General features: G+C 69.4%; 20 protein-coding genes and 1 pseudogene. 9 read left to right on the top strand and 12 right to left on the bottom strand.

What is annotated here, in order from left to right; all coding sequences use genetic code 11:
* Nucleotides 1-45 precede the first annotated feature (45 nt).
* Complete coding sequence (locus tag ACZ5QD_RS10410) at nucleotides 46-699, top strand: DUF6629 family protein (protein WP_222111234.1); 654 nt, start codon at nucleotides 46-48, stop codon at nucleotides 697-699.
* Nucleotides 700-867: 168 nt separating this feature from the next.
* Here the strand turns inward: ACZ5QD_RS10410 and ACZ5QD_RS10405 are convergent, their stop codons facing one another.
* Entirely contained in the window at nucleotides 868-1,107 is a 240-nt protein-coding gene (locus ACZ5QD_RS10405; RefSeq protein ID WP_222111235.1) for a hypothetical protein, read from the bottom strand.
* Nucleotides 1,108-1,268: 161 nt separating this feature from the next.
* Here ACZ5QD_RS10405 and ACZ5QD_RS10400 point away from each other — a divergent pair, with 161 nt between their 5' ends.
* The 4 genes from ACZ5QD_RS10400 to moaA all read left to right on the top strand — a co-directional run bounded on the left by ACZ5QD_RS10400 (nucleotide 1,269) and on the right by moaA (nucleotide 3,917).
* Nucleotides 1,269-1,946 (top strand): trimeric intracellular cation channel family protein, encoded by a 678-nt coding sequence (locus ACZ5QD_RS10400; RefSeq protein WP_006895613.1) that lies wholly within the window; start codon nucleotides 1,269-1,271, stop codon nucleotides 1,944-1,946.
* A gap of 62 nt (nucleotides 1,947-2,008) precedes the next feature.
* Entirely contained in the window at nucleotides 2,009-2,494 is a 486-nt protein-coding gene (locus ACZ5QD_RS10395) for a MogA/MoaB family molybdenum cofactor biosynthesis protein (RefSeq protein WP_039867092.1), read from the top strand.
* Entirely contained in the window at nucleotides 2,491-2,919 is a 429-nt protein-coding gene (locus tag ACZ5QD_RS10390; RefSeq protein WP_045537144.1) for a molybdenum cofactor biosynthesis protein MoaE, read from the top strand. Before ACZ5QD_RS10395 ends, ACZ5QD_RS10390 begins: the two co-directional genes overlap by 4 nt.
* Nucleotides 2,916-3,917: a GTP 3',8-cyclase MoaA gene (gene moaA, locus ACZ5QD_RS10385; protein WP_222111236.1), complete on the top strand. Its 1,002-nt coding sequence runs from the start codon at nucleotides 2,916-2,918 to the stop codon at nucleotides 3,915-3,917. Before ACZ5QD_RS10390 ends, moaA begins: the two co-directional genes overlap by 4 nt.
* Nucleotides 3,918-3,933: 16 nt before the next feature.
* Here moaA and ACZ5QD_RS10380 read toward each other — a convergent pair whose 3' ends face one another.
* Genes ACZ5QD_RS10380 through ACZ5QD_RS10360 form a run of 5 tightly spaced genes read right to left on the bottom strand, consistent with a single transcriptional unit; the run spans nucleotide 3,934 to nucleotide 6,689 of the window.
* Nucleotides 3,934-4,170, bottom strand: coding sequence for a MoaD/ThiS family protein (locus ACZ5QD_RS10380; protein ID WP_222111237.1), 237 nt, complete (start codon nucleotides 4,168-4,170; stop codon nucleotides 3,934-3,936).
* On the bottom strand, nucleotides 4,167-4,412 hold the full coding sequence (locus tag ACZ5QD_RS10375) for a DUF6457 domain-containing protein (RefSeq protein ID WP_222111238.1): 246 nt from the start codon (nucleotides 4,410-4,412) through the stop codon (nucleotides 4,167-4,169). Before ACZ5QD_RS10375 ends, ACZ5QD_RS10380 begins: the two co-directional genes overlap by 4 nt.
* Nucleotides 4,409-4,996, bottom strand: coding sequence for a molybdenum cofactor guanylyltransferase (gene mobA / locus ACZ5QD_RS10370; protein WP_222111239.1), 588 nt, complete (start codon nucleotides 4,994-4,996; stop codon nucleotides 4,409-4,411). The genes ACZ5QD_RS10375 and mobA overlap by 4 nt, the downstream gene beginning before the upstream one ends.
* Complete coding sequence (gene moaC / locus ACZ5QD_RS10365; protein ID WP_222111240.1) at nucleotides 4,993-5,466, bottom strand: cyclic pyranopterin monophosphate synthase MoaC; 474 nt, start codon at nucleotides 5,464-5,466, stop codon at nucleotides 4,993-4,995. Before moaC ends, mobA begins: the two co-directional genes overlap by 4 nt.
* Complete coding sequence (locus ACZ5QD_RS10360) at nucleotides 5,463-6,689, bottom strand: molybdopterin molybdotransferase MoeA (protein ID WP_222111241.1); 1,227 nt, start codon at nucleotides 6,687-6,689, stop codon at nucleotides 5,463-5,465. The genes moaC and ACZ5QD_RS10360 overlap by 4 nt, the downstream gene beginning before the upstream one ends.
* 181 nt (nucleotides 6,690-6,870) lie before the next feature.
* Here ACZ5QD_RS10360 and ACZ5QD_RS10355 point away from each other — a divergent pair, with 181 nt between their 5' ends.
* Genes ACZ5QD_RS10355 through ACZ5QD_RS10340 form a run of 4 tightly spaced genes read left to right on the top strand, consistent with a single transcriptional unit; the run spans nucleotide 6,871 to nucleotide 10,001 of the window.
* Complete coding sequence (locus tag ACZ5QD_RS10355; RefSeq protein WP_062365884.1) at nucleotides 6,871-7,281, top strand: TOBE domain-containing protein; 411 nt, start codon at nucleotides 6,871-6,873, stop codon at nucleotides 7,279-7,281.
* On the top strand, nucleotides 7,281-8,039 hold the full coding sequence (gene modA / locus ACZ5QD_RS10350) for a molybdate ABC transporter substrate-binding protein (protein WP_222111242.1): 759 nt from the start codon (nucleotides 7,281-7,283) through the stop codon (nucleotides 8,037-8,039). Before ACZ5QD_RS10355 ends, modA begins: the two co-directional genes overlap by 1 nt.
* A gap of 46 nt (nucleotides 8,040-8,085) precedes the next feature.
* Complete coding sequence (locus ACZ5QD_RS10345) at nucleotides 8,086-8,871, top strand: ABC transporter permease (protein WP_045537156.1); 786 nt, start codon at nucleotides 8,086-8,088, stop codon at nucleotides 8,869-8,871.
* Nucleotides 8,868-10,001 (top strand): sulfate/molybdate ABC transporter ATP-binding protein, encoded by a 1,134-nt coding sequence (locus tag ACZ5QD_RS10340; RefSeq protein WP_278124757.1) that lies wholly within the window; start codon nucleotides 8,868-8,870, stop codon nucleotides 9,999-10,001. The genes ACZ5QD_RS10345 and ACZ5QD_RS10340 overlap by 4 nt, the downstream gene beginning before the upstream one ends.
* Here the strand turns inward: ACZ5QD_RS10340 and ACZ5QD_RS10335 are convergent.
* The 6 genes and pseudogenes from ACZ5QD_RS10335 to ACZ5QD_RS10310 all read right to left on the bottom strand — a co-directional run bounded on the left by ACZ5QD_RS10335 (nucleotide 9,969) and on the right by ACZ5QD_RS10310 (nucleotide 18,398).
* The gene (locus ACZ5QD_RS10335; RefSeq protein ID WP_006895600.1) at nucleotides 9,969-10,298 is read right to left on the bottom strand and encodes a cupin domain-containing protein; all 330 of its coding nucleotides are present in this window, start codon (nucleotides 10,296-10,298) and stop codon (nucleotides 9,969-9,971) included. The genes ACZ5QD_RS10340 and ACZ5QD_RS10335 overlap by 33 nt on opposite strands.
* Complete coding sequence (locus ACZ5QD_RS10330; RefSeq protein WP_006895599.1) at nucleotides 10,295-11,530, bottom strand: MFS transporter; 1,236 nt, start codon at nucleotides 11,528-11,530, stop codon at nucleotides 10,295-10,297. The genes ACZ5QD_RS10335 and ACZ5QD_RS10330 overlap by 4 nt, the downstream gene beginning before the upstream one ends.
* Nucleotides 11,531-12,277, bottom strand: a complete 747-nt coding sequence (narI, locus tag ACZ5QD_RS10325; RefSeq protein ID WP_045537162.1) for a respiratory nitrate reductase subunit gamma — start codon at nucleotides 12,275-12,277, stop codon at nucleotides 11,531-11,533. It abuts the gene before it with no gap.
* The gene (gene narJ / locus ACZ5QD_RS10320) at nucleotides 12,274-12,981 is read right to left on the bottom strand and encodes a nitrate reductase molybdenum cofactor assembly chaperone (RefSeq protein WP_464366720.1); all 708 of its coding nucleotides are present in this window, start codon (nucleotides 12,979-12,981) and stop codon (nucleotides 12,274-12,276) included. The genes narI and narJ overlap by 4 nt, the downstream gene beginning before the upstream one ends.
* Nucleotides 12,978-14,654: a nitrate reductase subunit beta gene (gene narH / locus ACZ5QD_RS10315; protein WP_062365880.1), complete on the bottom strand. Its 1,677-nt coding sequence runs from the start codon at nucleotides 14,652-14,654 to the stop codon at nucleotides 12,978-12,980. Before narH ends, narJ begins: the two co-directional genes overlap by 4 nt.
* Nucleotides 14,654-18,398, bottom strand: a pseudogene (locus ACZ5QD_RS10310) (nitrate reductase subunit alpha). The gene narH and the pseudogene ACZ5QD_RS10310 overlap by 1 nt, the downstream one beginning before the upstream one ends.
* Between the last annotated feature and the right edge of the window lie 251 nt (nucleotides 18,399-18,649).

The raw sequence follows: 18,649 nt of genomic DNA, 5'->3' as shown, positions 1-18,649 counted from the left end.
GTGAATGTCCGCTGCCGTGCCCGCGCGAGTGGCAGGATTCGACGCATGTGCTTCAGCGCGACTGCGAGTTTCGTGGGCGCCGGTGTGATCACCGCGGTGGGCGCCACCACCCTGTGCCTGGTCCGGGATGTGCGGCAGCTGCCCTTCGCGGCGCTGCCGTTGCTCTTCGGGGTGCATCAGGCGCTGGAGGGATGGACCTGGCTGGCGCTCGGCGACCGCAGCGAGGCGCTGCTCTCCGGCGCAGGCGTGCACATGTGGGTGATGTTCGCGTGGGCCGTGCTGCCTGCCTACATCCCGTGGGCCGTGTGGCTGATGGAATCGGAGCCACACCGGCGCCGGTTGCAGACGGTTCCGCTGGGAGTCGGCGCGGTGCTCGCGGTGTACATGCTGTATCTCGCGATCCAGCCCGGTATCAGCGTCGCGGTGGTCGACGGCAACCTCGACTACCGGCTCGGCGTCCCGTTCAGTGCTGCCTGGCTGGCCGTTCCCTATGTGTTCGCCACCTGCGTCGCGCCGATGTCGAGCTCGCACCGCTACGTCGTCGCGATGGGAGCGGGCAATCTCGTCGCGATGAGCGTCGCCGCGGTGATGAACGCCGCGGGATACGCCTCGATCTGGTGCACCTTCGCCGCATTCCTCAGCTTGATCGTGTTCGCACACTTCGCGGTGGAACAGCGGAACCGCACGCTCGCCGCGTAGCGTCCAGACACCGATGGCCCCACCGTGTTCGGCGAGGCCATCGGGTTCGGGACGGGATGCGGCGCATCCGTGGTTCACAGGGTCCGGCGGATGTCGGATGAGTCCGATCTCGCAGCCGGTCCGGTCAGGTGCACTGACAGCGTACGGCGCGTCGGCTCCGACCGCAGGCTAATGCGATTCGGACGTGGTGCGCTTGCGCCCGGCGAGCAGGTACACGGTCGGCAGGAGCCCCGCGGAGTTCACTCCGCCGAGCACCACGGTCCAGACCAGTTTCGGGCCGTTGACCTGGTTCTTGTCGCGTGACCGCAGATCGCGGATCGCCCAGACGCGCAGGCCCGCGTCGACCGCGGCCATCGAGATGATCCCCGCACGTGCGGCGGGTGAGAGTTCGGCCCACTTCTTCCTCATGTCTCCAGTCTGCCAGGCTCCGCGGACCCGCGGAGCCGGCGACGGGGATTCCGCTGCTCACCAGGCACGGTGCCTGCGCTAGATTCACCTCGGGCTGATCGGGCCTCGGACGCCTCACGCGTCTGCCGCATGCAGGTCGAAGACGGACTCGGAGGTGGTCGATGTCGGTGTGGCTGTCCTCGAACCTCGACAACGCCGCGTCGCTGGTCCACCACGGCGGCGAACTGGCGGGGATCGTGGCCTTCGCGGCATCCGGTGCGCTGCTGTCCGTGCGGCGCGACCTCGACGTCGTGGGCATCGTGCTGCTGGCCGCGGCGACCGCGCTCGGCGGAGGCATCATCCGCGACGTGATCATCGGGAAGACGCCTCCGACGGCCTTCACCGACCTGCGTCTGGTGGCAGTGGCCGTCGCGACCGCGCTCGTGATCTTCGTGTGGCACCCGCCGGCCCGGCTGACCCGATGGCCGCTGGAGGTGGCCGATGCGGTGGGTCTCGGCCTGTTCGCGGTCACCGGCACCGTGACCGCCTACGAGCACGGGCTCAGCGCGCCCAGCGCGGCGATGCTCGGTCTGACGACGGCGATCGGCGGCGGCATCATCCGGGACGTGCTCTCCGGATCGGTGCCCGCGGTGCTGCGGTCCAACGAGCATCTCTACGCGATTCCGTCGCTGGTCGGCGCGGCGGTGACGGCGCTGCTGCTGCACCTCGGCGTCTATCGGCCGTGGGTGGGGTTGCTGTGCGCGGCGCTGGTGACCGTGGTCCGTCTGGCGTCGCTGCGCTACGGCTGGCACGGTCCGCGCCCCTGGTACACCAAGACGGCGCGGCGGGACGATCGATGAGCACCGGAATGAAACGGCCGTGCGGTTCACGCCGCGGCACCGGACGTGGCACGCTCGAAGGTGTGGATTCCAAGCAGAAGCGCGCGACGGTGATCACCGTCTCCGACCGGTCGTTCGCCGGCGAACGCGAGGACGTCTCCGGTCCGCTGGCGGCCGATCTCCTCGGGGAGGCGGGCTGGAGCGCCGAGGTGATCGTCGTCCCCGACGATCGCGACGCGATCTCGAGTGTGATCGTCGAAGTGGTGGAGGCCGGTTCGGGTCTGGTCGTCACGACCGGCGGCACCGGCGTCTCGCCCCGCGATGTGACGCCCGAGGCCACGGCACCGCTGCTGACGCGTGAACTGCCCGGCGTGGCAGAGGAGATCCGGCGGGTCGGCATCGCGGCGCTGCCGCACGCGATGCTCTCCAGGGGCGTCGCGGGCATGCGGCGCGGTTCCCTCGTGGTGAATCTGGCGGGGTCGACCGGCGCGGTGCGCGACGGTGTCCCCGTGATCGTGCAGATCGCCGAGCACGCCGTCGCTCAGGCCGCCGGAGGCGATCACCGATGATCGTCCTCGCCCGGATCAGTGACGTCGACCTCGACGTCGCGGCCCATGTGAACGCCGTAGCGGCACCGGATGCGGGCGCCACCGCGCTGTTCGTGGGGACGGTGCGCGACAACGATCCCGACGCGCGCGGGCAGGTAGTGGAACTGGAGTACAGCGCTCACCCCGACAGCGAGCGCATCCTGCGCGAGATCGCGGAGCGCGTCGACCGACCCGGAGTGCGGATCGCGGTCAGCCACCGGGTCGGCCGGCTGCCGGTCGGCGGCGTCGCGATCGTCGCCGCGGTCTCGTCGGTGCATCGCGGTGACGCCTTCGACCTCGATCGCGATCTGGTGGAGACGGTGAAGGCCGAACTGCCGATGTGGAAGAAGCAGATAGAGAGCGACGGCTCGCACACGTGGGTCGGCTTGGGCCGGGTCGCGACATGACCGGCCGCGAACTCGTCGATCGATTCGGCCGCGTGCACCGAGATCTCCGGATCTCCCTGACCGACCGGTGCAACCTCCGGTGCACCTACTGCATGCCCGCCGAGGGCGTGCCGTGGATCCCGCGTCCCGAACTGCTGACCACCGACGAGATCATCCGTCTGGCGTCGGTCTTCGCGTCGCTGGGGATCGTCGAGGTACGGCTGACCGGGGGCGAGCCGCTGCTGCGACCCGACCTGGCGGACGTGGTGCACCGGCTCTCGGCGATCGAGGGCGCGGACGGACCGCTGCGCGTCTCCATCACCACCAACGGGATCGGACTGGACACGCGGGCTCGGGAACTGGCCGATGCGGGTCTGGAGAGGTTCAACATCAGCCTCGACACGCTGCGTGCGGACCGGTTCGCGACGCTGACCCGCCGGGACCGGCTCGACGACGTGCTCCGCGGAGTCGCCGCGGCACAGGCCACCGGCCTCACACCGCTCAAGATCAACACCGTCGCGATGCACGGCGTCAACGACGACGAGCTGACCGACCTCGTCCGTTTCGCGCGCGAGCACGGCGCTCAATTGCGATTCATCGAGCAGATGCCGCTCGATGCCGGGCACACCTGGTCCAGGGCGCAGATGGTCACCGGTGACGACATCCTCGCGGCCCTGTCGGCGGAGTTCGCCCTCAGCGCGTGCGACGACCGCGGCTCGAATCCGGCACAGTTGTACACGGTCGACGGCGGGCCCACCACCGTCGGGGTCATCGCCTCGGTGACCGCGCCGTTCTGCGGTTCATGCGACCGGGTGCGACTCACCGCCGACGGACAGCTCCGGAACTGCCTGTTCGCACGCGGTGAATCGGATCTGCGCGCGCTGCTGCGTTCCGGGGCACCGGACGAACGGATCGAGTCGGCCATCCGCGAGTCGGTGACCGCGAAGCTCGCCGGACACGGCATCGACGATCCCGGCTTCCTGCAACCCGACCGTCCGATGTCCGCGATCGGCGGGTGAGCCGGAGCCGGTGCCGTCAGCCGCCGGCGAAGGGCGGCAGGATGTCCACGGTGGCGTCGGCCGCCGCGACCGTCTCGTCGGTGGCGCGGACCCCGTCCACCAGGATCGAACAGCAGCTCAGCACTCGCTCGAACTCAGGGCCCAGTTCTCCGGACAGCCGAGCCTTCAAGTCGCCGACCGCCGCGGAACCGTCAGCGGTCTGCTCCGAACGGCCCGCGGCCTCCGCGGCTCCCGCGAAGTAACGGATGATCATTCGGCCGATCTCTTCTCCACCAGTTCGTGCACCCGTGCGGCCGCATCCTCTGCCGACATGCCGTTCGCGACGGCGAGGCCGATCAGATAGGTCGTGATGGGGCCGGCCGGGCGCAGGATCGAGTGAGCGACATCGCGGGTCACATCCAGCAGCAGCGCGGTGGGCACCTCGGCCTCGTTCAGACCCAGGGCCGGGGCGAGTTCCTGCGCCCAGCGGTCCAGGCCGGGGGGATAGGCGGTCACGATTCGTCCTCCGTATCGACGGTTCGGGTGGTCAACCGATAATCGCGCACGTCGTCCCAGGTGTCGAGGTCGATCGCGGCGCCGGCTCGGTCGACCACCGTGCGCAGCGACAGCCCCGCGGTCAGCGCCCGCATCGACGCGTCGCGCGCACTGGTCAGCGCGGCGACCGCCCGGCGCAGCGACTCCGTCCGGTACCGTCCCGCCAGCCACTGGATCCGGCCGTCGGCGTCTTCCAGGACCACCGCGTCGTCCACGGCGGCGAGAGCGACGTCCCGGAGTTGCGCGACCACCGCCTCGGCGCGGGGCAGGTCGCAGGCGAGCAGCCACACCTCGGCGCTGTCGCCGACGGCCCCGAGTGCCGCGGCCAGTCCGGCCACCGGACCGCCGAACGGGGGATCCTCCCGGATCACCTGCACACCCGGCCGGCCCACGCTCTGCGGTCCGACCGCGATCACCGGGTCGGCGCCGGCGAGTGCGTCGTACACGGCGTCGATCAGCGTGCGCCCGCCGACGTCGATACTCGCCTTGTCGGCACCGCCCATGCGGGCGGCACGACCTCCGGCGAGCACGATGGCCGCGGTCATCGCACCCAGTCGCCGCTCTTGCCGCCGGTCTTGCGCACCAGCCGGACGTTCTCGATCTCGACCGATTTGTCGAGGCCCTTCACCATGTCGACGAGCGCCAGCGCGGCGACGCTGACGGCGGTGAGCGCCTCCATCTCCACCCCCGTGCGATCGGCGGTGCGGACCGTCGCAGAGACGGTGACGCCGTCGTCGACGATCGTGAGGTCGACGGCCGCGCCGTGCACGCCGATCACATGGGCCAGCGGCAGCAGTTCCGGAGTGCGTTTGGCGGCCGAGATGCCCGCGATGCGCGCCACCGCCAGCACATCGCCCTTAGGGACCGCGCCGTCGCGGAGGGCGGCGACGATCTGCGGCGAGCACCGGACGAAGCCCTGCGCGGTCGCACTGCGGACCGTCGGATTCTTCTCGGTCACGTCGACCATGCGTGCCTGGCCCGCATCGTCCAGGTGGGTGAAGGGGCCGCCGCTCATGACAGCACCATCACGGTGACGGGATCTCCCTCGAATATCTCCACCACGTCCGCGGGCACGATCGCCAGCGCGGAGGCGTCGGCGAGCGAGGACACCAGGTGTGAGCCACTGCCGCCGCGGGAGGCCGGCCGGACGGTCTGTGCGTCGGCCACCGCGGGAAGGATCTGGACCCGGTCGGCGCGGCTGCGCCAGCCCGTCGCGGCGCGCCGGACCACGCGCGGGCGATCGAGGTCGGTGTGCCCGGCCATCTTCCGCAGGGCCGGCCGCACGAACATCTCGAACGACACCGCGACGCTGACCGGGTTGCCGGGCAGGCAGAACACCGGGATCCCGGTGCGTTCAGCGCTCGGGCCGCGCACCCCGAGCAGCCCGAAGCCCTGCGGTTTGCCGGGCTGCATCGCCACGGTGGTGAACTCGATGCCGCCCACCCCGTTCAGGACCGCTTTGACCACGTCGAACGCGCCGACGCTGGCGCCGCCGGTGAGGACGACCGCGTCCACGTCCGGATCAGCGAGAGTCCGCCGGAGGGCTTCCTCGTCGTCCTCGACAGTCGCAGTCCAGGCCACTTCGGCGCCCGCCTCCGCCACCGCGGCCGACAGCAGCGCGGAGTTGGATTCCGGGATCTGCCCGCGGCGGGGCGTCTGCGAGGGTTCGACGAGTTCGGTTCCGGTCGAGATCACCGCGACCCGGGGCCGGCGGTAGGCCAGGACCCGGTCGTGTCCGGCCGACGCGATCGCCGACACCTGCCACGGGCCGAGAACCGTGCCCGCCGAAACGGCGACGGCGCCCGCCGGTGCGTCCTCGCCGGATCGCCGGATGTGGGCGTGCGGTTTCGGTTCCACCGTGACGGTCACGCTGTCCGGAGGCGTCGCCAGGATCTCGGTGCCGAGATCCGTGTGCTCCAGGGGGACGATCGCGTCGGCGTCGGTGGGAACCGGCGCGCCGGTCATGATCCGGACGGCTTCTCCGGCGCCGATCGGCGGGTCGTCCGGACTGCCCGCGGGAACGTCGGCTACCACCTTCAGCGTCGCGCCCACCGCTGCGTCGACGCGCCGGACGGCGTAACCGTCCATCGCGGAGTTGTCGAACAGCGGGACCGGCCACCGGTTGGTGACGTCCTCGGCGAGGACGAGCCCGGCCGCACTGTGAATGGAGAGGATGGTCGCGGGCAGGCGCGACACGGTTGTCTGAATCCGGGAGCGGTGCTCGTCGACGGTGATCACTCGGGACTCCGGTCCGCACGCAAAGGCATGGCCTCAGCCTATCGGCTCGGGATCGGTCGGGTGCGCAGCCCGGGAGCGCAGGCGCCGGTCGCGGTCGGCGGAGGGCCCGGGCGATCGCGAGTCCTCAGATGCGCAGCGCAAGGCGAGCGAGCTGCCGCAGATGCGTATAGATTCAGTCGTTATGACCGTGTTTCGGATTCGGGAAGCCGCGGACCTCCTCGGCGTCAGCGACGACACCCTCCGCAGATGGATCGAACAGGGCCGGATCGCATCGGGGACCGACGACTCGGGCCGCGCGACTGTCGACGGTGCCGACCTCGCAGGCTTTCTCGCCTCCGCGGAATCGGGGCGCCACGATCCGGTGACGCGCGGCACCAGCGCTCGGAACCGCTTCGTCGGGATCGTCACACATGTTCAGTCCGACCCGGTGATGAGCCAGGTGGAGATGCGCAGCGGCCCGCACCGGGTGGTGTCGCTGATGTCGACCGAGGCGGTGAGGGAACTCGGATTGGAAGTGGGCTCCCTTGCGACCGCGACGGTCAAAGCGACGGCGGTGGTCGTGGAGACCCCGTCGGGACGGAGTGCCGTCTGATGAAGAAGTTCGTGGCCGCAGTGCTCGGACTGATGCTGCTGGTAGCCGGATGCAGCAGTCAGGAGCAGGCGTCGGCCGGTGCCTCGGCGCCGATCAGGATCTTCGCCGCGGCCTCGCTGCAGGGATCGTTCGACGAACTGGCCAAGTCCTTCACCGCGGCGCACCCAGAGTACTCGGTGGCGCCGATCGTGTACGACGGCTCGCAGGCCCTCGCGACCCAGATCGTGGAGGGCGCCGACGTCGACGTCATCGCCTTCGCGGACCAGTCGAGTCTCACGCCGGTCACCGACGCCGGTGTCACCGACGCGGGCACCGTCTTCGCGACCAATACGATGCAGATCGCCGTCGCGCCGGGCAACCCGAAGCACGTCACGAGCCTGGCCGACCTGACGAAGCCCGGCGTCACCGCCGTGCTCTGCGCTCCGGAGGTGCCCTGTGGCAAGGCCTCGCGCAAGCTGCTCGCCGCCGCGCACGTCGACGTCTCGCCGGTCAGCGAGGAGACCAACGTGACCTCGGTGGTCAACCGCGTCGAGGCGGGCGAGGCCGACGCCGGTCTGGTCTACAAGACCGATGTGGCCGCCTCGAACGGCAAGCTGATCGGCATCACTCCCGCCGACGTTCAGGTCGCGGTCAACCGTTACCCGATCGCGGTGTCGAAGAAGGCTCCGTCGCCGGCGGCCGCCGCTGCCTTCACCGCCTACGTCCTCTCGCCCGCAGGACAGAAGATCCTGGCGAAGTACGGTTTCGGCGCGCCGTGACCGGTTCCCGGCCCGAGGCCGCCACGTCGCCACCGAGGCCCCGGTGATGCTGCCGAAGGCGCTGTACGTGCCCGCGTTGGTCGCGCTGGCTCTGTTGGTCGCGCCCATCGTCGGGTTGATCTCGCGGGTGCGGTGGGAGACGCTCGGCGCCGACCTCTTCTCGTCGGCATCGCTGACGGCACTGTGGCTGTCGCTGGTCACCGCGGCCTGTGCGACCGCCGCGTGCGCTGTGATCGGCACCCCGCTGGCCGTGGTGATCGCCCGCGCGCCGCAGCGCTGGGCGTCGGTGCTGCGAGCGACGGTCCTGATCCCCCTGGTGCTGCCGCCGATGGTCGGCGGACTGGCGCTGCTGTCGTTGCTGGGCCGGTCGGGGCTGGTCGGCAAGCCGGTGTTCGAGGCGACGGGCTACAGCCTGCCGTACACGACTGCCGCGGTGGTGGTGGCGCAGACGTTCGTCGCCATGCCGTTCTACGTCATCGCGGTCGAGGGTGCGCTGCGAACCGCAGGCGACGGCTACGAGCAGATCGCCTCGACCCTCGGAGCCGGCCGTTGGCGCGTGCTGTCGCGGATCACGCTTCCGCTCGTGCTGCCGGGTCTGGCCGCCGGTGCGGCGCTCGCCTTCGCACGCGCGCTCGGCGAGTTCGGGGCGACGGCACTCTTCGCGGGGAACTCTCCGGGCGTCACCCGGACCATGCCCCTGGCCATCTACACCGCCTTCAACGGGGTGGGCGTCACGCAGGATTCGGCGGTCGCGCTCTCGTTGCTGTTGCTGGTGAGTACCGCGGTGATCGTGCTCGGGCTGCGGTCGTGGCGAACGGACGCGGTCCGGTGAGCGGGCAGCCGCTCACCGCGCGCATCGAGATCCGCCGAGCGCAGTTCACCGTCTCGGCCGCGTTCGAGGTGCCGGGCGGGGAGTGCCTGGCGGTATTGGGTCCGAACGGTGCGGGCAAGTCGACGCTCCTGGGCGCGCTGGCGGGTCTCATCCGGCCGACCGCGGGCGAGATCCGCCTGGGTGGACGAGTCCTCGACGGCCGCGTCCACGTCCCGCCCGAGCAGCGCAGAGTGACCTTGCTCGAGCAGAAGCCCCGGCTCTTCCCGCACCTGTCGGTCGTCGACAATCTGGCCTTCGGGCCGCGTGCCCAGGGCCGATCCCGGCGGCAGGCGCGCGCGATCGCGGAGGGCTGGCTCGGTCGGATCGGTCTGCCCGATGCGGGCGGGTGGAAGCCGCATCGCCTCTCGGGCGGCCAGCAGCAGCGGGTCGCGATCGCCCGCGCGCTCGCCGCCGAACCCGAGGTGCTGCTGCTCGATGAGCCCTTCGCCGCGCTCGATGCGGCCAGCGCTCCGCAGATCCGGCGGATGCTCTCCGACGAGCTCGCGCGCACGGCGACCACCAGCGTCCTGGTGACACACGAGTTGGCGGACGCGTGGCAGTGGGCGAGCCGGTGTCTGGTGATCGAGTCGGGCACCGTCGTCGAGGAGACGACGCCGGCGCAGATGGCCGCGGCGCCGGCTCATCCGTTCAGCGCAGCCCTGGCGGGATACGCGGTGGTGCACGGCGTCTGGAGTGAGGGCGCCCTGGTGACCGGGGACGATGTGCTGCCGGCGGTCGCGGTCGAGGACGTCGCGGAGGGGGCCCGGGCGTTCGGGATCGTGGTTCCGCACGAGGTCACGGTGTCCCGGACGTCGGGCGCGGTCCGGAGCCGGGTGCGTTCGGTGTCGGTGCACGCGGGCCGGGTACTCGTCGAGAGCGACGGCGGTCTGGTGGCGCAGACTCCGGTGGGTGTGGTGCCGCCGGGTGTCGGAGAACAGGCGTGGTTCACCCCGACCGGGATGCGGGTTCGGCGCTTGCGCACGCCCGATGAGATTTCGGCTCCCGGACGGGGCTGTGAGCCCCGTCCGGGAGCCGAAATCTCCGCCGGCCCGCCGAGGTCAGCGCAGGGCGACGGTCAGCAGGACCGCTGAGTCGTCGTCGGCGACCAGGCCGTGCCGGGTCGGGGGAATATCGGTGAGGGCGCCGGCGCCCCCTTCCCAGTCGCCGTCCTCGCACGTCAACCGAACGCGGCCATGGAGGACCTGGAGGGTCGCCTCGCCGGGACTCTCGTGGTCGGACAGTTCGGCGCCGGCGCGGAGCGCGATCACGGTGTGCCGCAGCCGGTGGTCGCTGTGACCGCGCACCGTGCGTCCGGCGCGGCCGGAGTGCGCTTCGCGCGCCTCGGACAGGAGTTCCTCGACCACTTCGGGTAACGACACCGCGCTCATGCCGACGCCTCCGCCCGCTCACGTTCGGCCTCACTCTTCGGGATGCCGAAGACGGTGAACAGACACGCCGCCGCCGCGAAGGCCACCAGGAGCCCGAGGCCGATCGTGTACGAGTGCTCCACCGCGTTGTAGGTCGCGCCCATCACCAACGGCGGGAAGAAGCCGCCGAGGCCACCCGCCGCACCGACCAGGCCGGTGACCGCGCCCACGCGTGCGGGCGGTGAGGCCAGCGACACCCAGGCGAAGACCGAACCCGATCCCATTCCCATCATCATCGCCATCAGGATGAAGTCGACCGCGGCCAGCCCGCTGCCGAGGTCGGGCTTGGTCATCATCCACACGGCCAGCACTGCGGCGCCGCCGCACGAGATCGCGGTGATGATCCGCGGCCCGAACTTGTCGGAGAGTGCACCGCCGACCGGTCGCATCACCACCGCGGCGATGGCGAATCCGGCGGTGCGGGCGCCGGCCGACTTCAGGTCGGTGATGTCGTAGACGTCGTTCAAGTACGTCGGCAGGTAGGTGGAGAAAGCGACGAATCCGCCGAACGCAGCCGCATACAGGAAGGACATCTGCCAGGTGATCGGCAGCTTGAGAGCGCCGACGAGCTTCGGCACCGCCGACTCGGTGTTCGGCTCCCACGCCGGGGCCTCGCGCATGAACATCCAGCAGGCCACCGCGACCACCACCAGCGCCACCGCGATGATGATGTGCGTGGGGAAGTAGCCGAACCATTCGCGGAACCGCGGCGTGAAGAACGCCGAGAGCGCCGTCCCGCCCATCCCGGCGCCGAAGACGCCGGTCGCGAAACCGCGGCGACTGGGTTCGTACCAGCTGTTCAGGAACGGGATGCCGACGGCGAAGGTGGTGCCCGCGATGCCGAGGAAGAAGCCGATCACCAGCAACATCGGGTACGACTTCAGCTCACCGGCCACCGCCACCAGAATCACGAAGGGCGCCGAGATCAGCAGCAGCGCGGTGAACATGATGCGGCCGCCGTAGCGGGGCGTCAGCACGCCGACGACGATCCGGCCGAGGGAGCCGACGAGGATCGGCACCGCGACGAGCACGGACTTCTGCGTGGAGTCGAGATCGAGTTCGTTCGGTCCGGCGTAGAACACGCCCAGCGGAGCGATCAGGTTCCAGGCCCAGAAGCTGATCGCGAAGGCGACGGTGGCGAGAACGAGATTGCGGGTCTGGGCCGATTTGTCGATTGTCACGGGCGCAGTCATTCAGTCACGGTCCTTCACACCGATGGGAGCCCAGCCGCGGCGGCTCGGCGCGTTGCCCGGGGCCGGGCGCGTGTCTTTGCTGCGGTAGACGATGTACGGGCGGAACAGGTAGTGGATGGGAGCGGTGAAGATGTGGACCAGCCGCGTGAACGGCACCAGCATGAACATGACCATGCCGATCACGACGTGGATGTGGAAGCGCAGCGGGGCCGCCTCCATCGAGGAGATGTCGGGCTGGAAGTAGAAGACCGAGCGGAACCACGGGGAGACGGTCTCGCGGTAGTTCACGCCCTCGCCGTGGGGATCGATCATGCCGACGAGGGTGATGTAGCTGCCCGCGATCAGCGCCGCGACCAGGACCGCGTACATCAGCTTGTCGTTGCGCGTCGTCGCCATGAAGACCGGCCCGGTGGTGCGCCTGCGATAGATGAGGATGCCCACGCCGAGCAGGGTCGCGGCGGCGGCGATGATGCCGCCGACCGCCGCCACCCAGTGGTACATCGTCTCGGTGATCCCGACCGCGTCGGTCCACGACTGCGGGATCACCAGACCGATGGCGTGGCCAGCGATCACCGCGAGGATCCCGTAGTGGAACAGCGGCGAACCGAACCGCAGCAGCCGGGACTCGTAGAGCTCCGACGAGCGGGTGGTCCAGCCGAACTTGTCGTACCGGTACCGCCAGATGGTTCCGCCGATCACGCTGATCAGCGCGATGTACGGTAGGACGCCCCACAGAAAGATGTTCATCGGTATGCCTCTTCGCCGGAGTCGGTGAAACCGTTGCGGGTGAAATCGTCGATGGTGAACAGGGGAAGCAGTCGCGCGTCGTACGGCTCGAGGCCGACGGTCTCGACGGCGCGCTCGGGACCGGCCATCGCGAGTGCGGATGCACGGTCGGGCGGCGACTGTCCGGGCAGTGTCGCGCACACCGCCGCCAGAACGTCCGCGTACGGGGAGCCGACGTCGACCAGCGACAGGCGGATCAGTTCGAGGGACGGACGGTTCTCGGTCAGGACCTGAACGCCGCGTTCGGGGTCCGCGAGCGCCGCGAACTCCAGGACCACCGGCAGGTGGTCGGGCAGTTCGCCGTGCAGATCCACCACGAATCCGCTGTCGCGGTAGAGCTGTTTGAAGTCGGTGAGAACCGATCCGCGACGCCGTGTGTCGCCGGCCGACCAGTAGGACAGGTACAGCGTGTGCTTGCGCGAGAGATCGAAGACGTCGGTGTAGTGCTGCGCGAGTTGCGAGGGGTCGGCCGATGCGGCGTGATCGAGGAACCCGCGCAGGGCGTCGGCGGACTCACCCGCGGCCGTCTCGTCGAGCGCCGACCTCATCAGGTCGATGCGGCCGAAGAACTCGGCGTCGGGGTAGCCGAGACTCCACGCGGCGATCTGATGCACCACGCGGGCATCGGTGCGCGCGGCGGCACGTCGGCGGGGCAGCAGCCTCATGATCCGGACCCGTGTTCGGCGGACTGCTGCGGGAACATGCCCTCCGGGACGCCGTTTCCGTCCCAGTTCAACAGGTTGGTCCGACCGCGCAGAGTCGCGTCCCCGGCGGGCATGTCCGTGGTCTGCCGCTGCTTGAGCGCCTGGAAGGTCTCCACCGACACCGGGATCGGCCGGCCGCTGGCCTCGCCGAAGGAACCGGACTCGTACATGCCGGGGCCGCCCTCCTGATCGAGGGAGCAGGCCATCTCGTCGAGCTTGACGGCCTGCTCGTGGTGGGCGGTCGGAATCACGTAGCGCTCGTCGTACTTGGCGATCGCCAGAAGCCGGTACATCTCGTAGACCGATTCCTCGGTCATGCCGACCGAGCCCGGGATGAGCGGGTTGGTCTCACGACCGAGGTTGACGTCGCGCATGTACGCGCGCATGGCGGCCAGTTTCCGGAGCACGTCCTCGACGACGCCGGTGTCGCCCGCGGTGAACAACTCCGCGAGATACTCCACGGGGATGCGCAGAGAGTCGATGGCGCCGAAGAGATTGCCGTGATCCTCGCCGTCGTGTCCCTGCTCCGACAGCAGGTCGACGATCGGCGACAGCGGCGGGATGTACCAGACCATCGGCATCGTCCGGTACTCCGGATGCAGGGGCAGTGCCACCCGGTACTTCTTCGCGAGCGCGTACACCGGCGACCGGCGCGCGGCGTCCATCCAGTCGTCGGGGATCCCCGCGGCGCGGGCCTGCGCGATCACCTCCGGATCGTCGGGGTCGAGCATCAGATCGAGTTGGGCCTCGTAGAGGTCCTTGTCGTCGGGAACCGACGCCGCCGCGGTCACGGCATCGGCGTCGTAGAGGAAGATGCCGAGGTACCGGAGCCGTCCGACGCAGGTCTCGGAGCACACCGTGGGCTGACCCACCTCGATGCGCGGATAGCACAGCGTGCACTTCTCCGCCTTGCCCGAGCGGTGGTTGAAGTAGATCTTCTTGTACGGGCAGCCGGTGATGCACTGGCGCCAGCCGCGGCAGCGGTCCTGGTCCACCAGGACGATGCCGTCCTCCTCACGTTTGTAGATCGCACCGGACGGGCACGACGCCATGCACGCCGGATTGAGGCAGTGCTCGCAGATGCGCGGAAGGTAGAACATGAAGGTCTGCTCGAAGGAGAACTGGATCTTCTCCTCCGACTCCTTGCGGATCTTCTCGACGATCGGGTCCAGATCGCCGTACTCCGTCGACCCGCCCAGGTTGTCGTCCCAGTTGGCCGACCACGTGACCTTGGTGTCCTCACCGGTGATCAGCGACTTCGGCCGTGCGACCGGGAAGTCGTCGCCCAGCGGGGCGTTCACCAGCGTCTCGTAGTCGTAGGTCCACGGCTCGTAGTAGTCGCTCAGCGTGGGCTGGACCGGGCTGTGGAAGATGGTGAAGAGCTTCTGCAGGCGCCCGCCGGTGCGGAGCCGCAGATCGCCCTTCTTATTGAGGTGCCATCCGCCCTTCCACTGTTCCTGGTCCTCGTACCGCCGCGGATATCCCTGGCCGGGACGGGTCTCGACGTTGTTGAACCACACGTACTCGGTGCCCGCACGGTTGGTCCACGCCTGTTTGCACGTGACCGAGCACGTGTGACAGCCGATGCACTTGTCGAGATTCATCACCATCCCGACCTGAGCCATGACTCGCATCAGTAGGTCACCTCCTGGCTGCGCTTGCGGATGGTCGAGACGATGTCGCGTTGATTGCCAGTCGGCCCGAGGTAGTTGAACGCGTACGTCAGCTGCGCGTAGCCGCCGATCAGATGTGAGGGCTTCACCAGCAGACGGGTCGCGGAGTTGTGGATGCCGCCGCGGCGTCCCGTGGCCTCCGACTTCGGGACGTCGATGGTCCGCTCCTGGGCGTGGTGGACGTAGCAGACCCCGACTGGCATGCGGTGGCTGACGATGGCGCGTGCGACGTAGACGCCGTTGGCGTTGACGCACTCGATCCAGTCGTTGTCGTGCACATCGATCGACGCCGCGTCCTCCGGCGACAGCCACGCGGTGGGACCGCCGCGCGAGAGCGAGAGCATGAACAGGTTGTCCTGGTACTCGGAGTGGATCGACCACTTGTTGTGCGGCGTGAGGTACCGGACGGTGATCTGCTTGCTGCCGTCGGGCCCGAGCTTCGGTTCGCCGAACAACCGATGCATGTCGAGGGGCGGTCGGTAGATCGGCAGCGCCTCCCCGATGTCGAGCATCCAGTCGTGGTCGAGGTAGAAGTGCAGACGCCCGGTGAGCGTGTGGAAGGGTTTGTCGCGCTCGATGTTCACGGTGAACGGCGCGTACCGTCGTCCGCCGCTCTCCGAACCCGACCACTCGGGTGAGGTGATGACCGGCACCGGTGCCGACTGCGTGTCGGCGAAGGTGATGCGCTTCTCCTCCGAACCCTCCGCGAGATCGGCGAGGCGCTTGCCGACGCGGCGTTCGAGTTTGGTGAAGCCGTCCACGGCCAGTTCGCCGTTGGTGGTACCCGAGAAGGTCAAGATCGCTTCGGCGAGCTTGGCGTCGGTGTCGATGGCGGGACGTCCGACGCCCGGTCGGTCGAAGTCCGGCCCGCTCGCGCCGTCGCCGGGCCGGGGCGGCATCACTCCGTTGGACGCCGCCAGTTTGGGGATCTGCGAGGCGATGTCGTAGTTGACGTCCTTGACGGTGAAGCCCAGCTTGTCGGCGAGCGGCCCGACGGTGGCCAGCTTGTCGGCGATGGCCGTGTAGTCGCGTTCCACCACCTGGAACGAGGGCATGTTCGCGCCGGGCATCGCCGGTGCGCCGTCGCGCCAGTCCACCACCCGGCCGTGCGGCTGCGCGGTCTCGCCGGGGGTGTCGTGCTGTGCGGCGGTGGCGACGAGGTCGTAGCGGGTGCCCAGGTGGGTCCGCGCCTGCCGGGACAACTCCGCGGCCAGCAGGTGGAACAGGTCGAAGTCGCTCTTGGCCTCCCACGGCGGATCGATCGCCGGACTGAAGGCGTGGACGAACGGGTGCATGTCGGTGGAGCTGAGGTCGTGCTTCTCGTACCAGGTCGCTGCGGGCAGCACGATGTCGCTCAACAGCGTGGTCGACGTCATGCGGAAATCAGCCGACAGCAGCAGGTCGAGCTTGCCCTCGGGCGCCTGCTCGTGCCACTTCACCTCCCGGGGCCTCGGGATTCTCGCTGCCGAGCACGTTGTGATGGGTGCCGAGCAGGTGGCGCAGGAAGTACTCGTCGCCCTTGGCCGACGAGCCGAGCAGATTCGACCGCCACAGCACCAGCGTGCGCGGCCAGTTCTCGGGTGCGTCGACGTCGCTGATCGCCGGCGTCAGCCCGCCGTCGACCAGCTTCCCGGCCACGTACGACGCGGGATCGGTCGCGTCTCCCGACTCGACCGCCGAGCGGGCGGCGTCGGCCACGTCGAGCGGGTTGTCGGAGAACTGCGGATAGAAGGGCATCCATCCCAGCCGCGCCGACTGCGCGATGGCGTCGGCGGTGTGCATTCCGTCGAGCGTGCCCGATGACAGCGGTGAGGTCAGGGCCGACGTGGAGTAGCCGTCGTTGCGCCACTGGTCGGTGTGCATGTACCAGTACGAGGTGCCCGGCTGGGTACGCGGGGGACGGGTCCAGTCGAGGGCGTTGGCGAGTGAGATCCAGCCGGTGATCGGACGGCACTTCTCCTGGCCCACGTAGTGAGCCCACCCGCCGCCGTTGCGGCCCATGCAGCCGGTGAGGATGAGCATGGCCAGGATCGCCCGGTAGGTGGCGTCACCGTGGAACCACTGGCAGATGCCCGCACCCATGATGATCATCGACCGGCCGCCGGACTCCTCGGCGTTGGTGGCGAACTCCCGGGCGATACGGATCGCGGATTCAGCTGGGACGCTGGTGATCTCGGCCTGCCACGCGGGCGTGTAGGGACTGGAGGCGTCGTCGTAGCCGGTGGGCCACTGGCCCGGGAGGCCATCGCGGCCCACCCCGTACTGGGCCAGCAGCAGATCGTAGACGGTGGTGACCAGACCCCCGCCGAATCGCCGTGCGGGCACTCCGCGGGTGATGACCGAGCCGCTGCCGTCGGGGGCGTCGAAGGAGGGGAACGAGACCTCGACGGCCTCCGCGCCGGTTTCGCCGAGCAGGGTGAGCCGTGGGGTGACACCGTCCAGATCGAGGTTCCACCGGCCTTCGCCGGACGGTGAGTACCGGTCGCCCAAGGTGCCGTTCGGGACCATCGGCTCGCCCGTCGCGTCGTCGATCAGGACCGTCTTCCAGACGTCCTCGGTGGGGCCGCTCGCCGGGTCCGGTCGCAACTCCTCGGAGGTCACGAACTTGCCGGGGACCAGCGTGCCGTCGCGCTCGTCGAGATGGATGAGGAAGGGGAGGTCGGTGTACTTGCGGGTGAAGTCGGCGAAGAACGGGGTCGGTCCGCCTTCTCGGCCGACGTAGAACTCCTTGAGGATCACGTGGCCCATCGCCATCGCGAGCGCCGCGTCGGTGCCGGCCTGGGCGGGCAGCCACTCGTCGGCGAACTTGGAATTGTCGGCGTAGTCGGGCGAGACGCTGACCACCTTGGTCCCGCGATAGCGGACCTCGGTCATCCAGTGGGCGTCGGGCGTCCTGGTCACCGGGACGTTGGATCCCCACATCATCAGGTACGACGCGTCCCACCAGTCGCCCGACTCGGGCACATCGGTCTGGTCGCCGAACACCTGAGGGCTGGCCACTGGGAGGTCGGCGTACCAGTCGTAGAACGAGGTCATCACGCCGCCGATGAGCTGTATGAACCGCGTTCCCACGCAGTGGCTCACGATCGACATCGCAGGGATCGGGGAGAAGCCCGCGCAGCGGTCGGGGCCGTAGGTCTTGATGGTGTGGACGTGCGCCGCGGCGGCCATCTCGATCGCCTCGTCCCACGTGACGCGGACCAGTCCGCCCTTGCCGCGAGCCTGCTGGTAGGAGCGCCGGCGCAGCGGGTCGCCGACCACGTCGGCCCACGCGAGCACGGGATCGCCGGTGCGGCGCTTGGCCTCCCGGTACATCTCCAGGAGCACTCCGCGCGCATAGGGGTGGCGGACCCGGGTGGGCGAGTAGGTGTACCAGGAGAACGAGGCGCCGCGCGGGCAGCCGCGCGGCTCGTACTCCGGCCGGTCGGGGCCCACCGACGGGTAGTCGGTCTCCTGTGTCTCCCAGGTGATGATGCCGTCTTTGACGTACACCTTCCACGAACACGAGCCCGTGCAGTTCACCCCGTGGGTGGACCGGACGATCTTGTCGTGACTCCAGCGGTCGCGGTAGAAGATGTCGCCCGCACGACCGCCGTCGCGGAAGACCGCGCGTCTGTCGTCGGTCTCATCCCATTTGGTGAAGAAGCGGCCGACGTCCAACAATGCTTGTGCTGCCGGGCCCTGAACCGAGTCAGACGCTGTCATACGGCTCACTGTAAAACGGGATGTGATGCCGCGCCGGGCGAATTCGGAGGGCGCCGAATTCTCGCGACGCACGGCCGGACGATCCGGGTACGACGGCCATGTGATATGAGGACCAAAGTCTCTAGCCGGACATGCGCGCCGCGGGCCAGAGATGAGCTCTCGGCCCGCCGCGGTCGATTTGGGTTCTGCCAGCGCGTTCACTACACTGTTTCAGGTTGCCTGGGTGAAGTGTGCCCCCAGGGCCCACAACT

The sequence above is a fragment of the Gordonia sp. J1A genome (assembly GCF_055393515.1).
The sequence above is the reverse complement of the archived record's forward strand: the minus strand, read 5'-3'. Positions and strand labels throughout refer to the sequence as shown.